The 2,296-nt window shown below is 44.1% G+C and carries 2 protein-coding genes; both read right to left on the bottom strand.

Annotated elements, in window-relative coordinates:
- On the bottom strand, positions 1–1,157 hold a 1,157-nt coding region (locus C5O24_RS12695), incomplete at its 3' end, for a PDDEXK nuclease domain-containing protein (RefSeq protein ID WP_107681930.1).
- A 45-nt stretch (positions 1,158–1,202) separates the two neighbouring features.
- Positions 1,203–2,296 (bottom strand): site-specific integrase (locus C5O24_RS12690; RefSeq protein ID WP_107681929.1); only part of this gene is annotated, 1,094 nt, incomplete at its 5' end.

Genomic DNA, 2,296 nt, shown 5'->3' with positions numbered 1-2,296 from the left:
ATCTTCTCCTCTACCAAACGAATACGTGCTTGAAGTTCCTCAGCAGAAGGTAATAGATTCGTTTCATTAATGGTATTGACATTGTCATAAGAAGCCACTCCCATCGGTGTATGTACGCCCCTGAACGCCCAACGTACCTCAGTCTCATCCTTGTCACTGCATATCAGCAATCCGATGGTTGGATTATCATCGGGTCCTTTCAATAATTCATCGACTGCACTTACATAATAGTTGAGTTTACCTGCAAATTCCGGTTCAAATGGCCTTATTTTGAGTTCTACAACCACATATGCTTTCAGTTTGATATGATAGAATAACATATCAATACGTCGGCTACGGCCATTGACGATAAACTCTTTCTGCCGACCAACAAAAGCAAATCCGGTTCCAAGTTCGAGAAGAAAACGGGTGATGTTCTGCTCAAGAGCTGTTTCCAACTGTTCTTCCTGATAATTCTCAGGGACTGTCACAAAACTGAAATCGTAGTTGTCTTTAGTAATTTCCTGCGCAAGTCGGCTTTGCGCTTCCGGCAGGTATTTTGGAAAGTTTGAGATGGCTTTGCCTTGCTTCTCATATAATTTGGCCTTCATTGAATTTGCCAACGTTTGACGGCTCCATCCTCTTGTTACGCATTCTTTTAGATAGAAAATGGCTTCGTCTAACGATTCGCATCCGGTTACAATGTCTGTCTGATGACGCCATGGCACAAGTCCGAGAATCATTGGCAAACTATCTTCGTTCAATTCTGCCCCAACCTGTGGCAGCTTTATTAATGATTGGATTTCAGCATTTTGCAATTCTGCCCCAAGTTGGGGCAGTTTTTCGGATGCTTCAGATGTGGAGAAAAACAAATACCATTGTTTCATCCTCCACATATTGCGGCTACTGAATCCTTTTTCATTAGGGAAAGCATCTTGCAAGTCAAAGCTAAGTTGCTCAACAACTCCTGAGCCCCAACGTTCCTCTGCTTTCCGTATTACAAGGTCACGTCCAATGCTCCAGTTGAATTGCAATTTTTCATAATTAACCTTTAGAGCCGCTTTTATCTGAGCCTCCCTATATCGCTTTATTATATCAGAAAGCCATGATGAGTAATCAGAGTCAATTCTGAAATCCTTAACTCTTACGATATATGGGGTGTCTTTTGTCTTATCCATATGCAAAATTAGCAAATTATTCTGATTCTCAGAAATTAATCTCTGTCAATCAAGGAGATTGACCAATTCTTTCTTGATGTCTTCGTCGATGTCTCGGTAGCGGGCGAAGGCCTTGCTACCTTCCTTGTGACCGGACAATGCTCCGACAAGGCTTGGGTCTTTAACCTTCTTATAGAGGTTGCCGACGAATGTGCGCCGTGCCATGTGGCTGCTCGCTATTTCATTCAGCGGTTTACGCTCCTCTTCGCCGGTCTTGGGATTGAGGACAGTGACAACACGTGTGATACCGCAAAGTGTAAAAATATCCTTGATTGCCTGATTGTATTTCTGTGTGCTGATGAATGGGAACAATCGACCCTTCTCATCCACTCCTTTGTATTTCCTGACAAGAGCCTTTGCACGACTGTTCAGTGGCACACGCACAACCTCCGGTCGCTCTCCCTTTGTCTTGTTGGGCATATACTCTACCGCGCCATTGATAATGTTTTCGGGTGTCAGTTCCATAAGGTCAGACACTCGGCAACCGATAAGGCATTGGAAGATGAAAATATCGCGTTGCACCTCCAGCGATTTCTTGAATGAAAAATCGCGGTCAGCAATTTTGTCACGTTCCTCCAATGTGATGTAATACGGCACACCATATTTCTCCGCGCCGATACTTGTGCAGGAGGCAAACGGAGTGCGAGTGATGTATCCACGCTTCACACACCAGTTGAAGAAAGCACGAAGCCGTTTCATAATGGCAATTACGGCATTGTGGCCACGCTGCTCCGGCTTGCGAGGCTTGCGCTTTGTCTCCACAACATCTGATGCGTCCTTATATATGGATGGATATTTCTCATAGATTCTGGGCTCATCAATGACAAACTGCTTGAAATCGTCAACCATCGCCCCGTTAAAATCTTCGAGAGTCAACTGAAATTTCTGCCGGGTTGATTTTCGCTTGTATTTCTCATATCTATCCAACAGCCGGGCCAACACTTTATAGTGGCTTGACAGTTTTGTACCATCCTGTGTGGTGTCAAGATATTCATTGAAGGTATCGAATAAACTGCGGCTGACAGGTACCGTCTCAAACAATTCCGGATGATTGTGACGCATTATGGCGTCCTCAAAGAATTCCTTGTTGAGTTGATTTG

The sequence above is a fragment of the Paramuribaculum intestinale genome, from assembly GCF_003024925.1.
Lineage (GTDB): Bacteria > Bacteroidota > Bacteroidia > Bacteroidales > Muribaculaceae > Paramuribaculum > Paramuribaculum intestinale.
The sequence above is the reverse complement of the archived record's forward strand: the minus strand, read 5'-3'. Positions and strand labels throughout refer to the sequence as shown.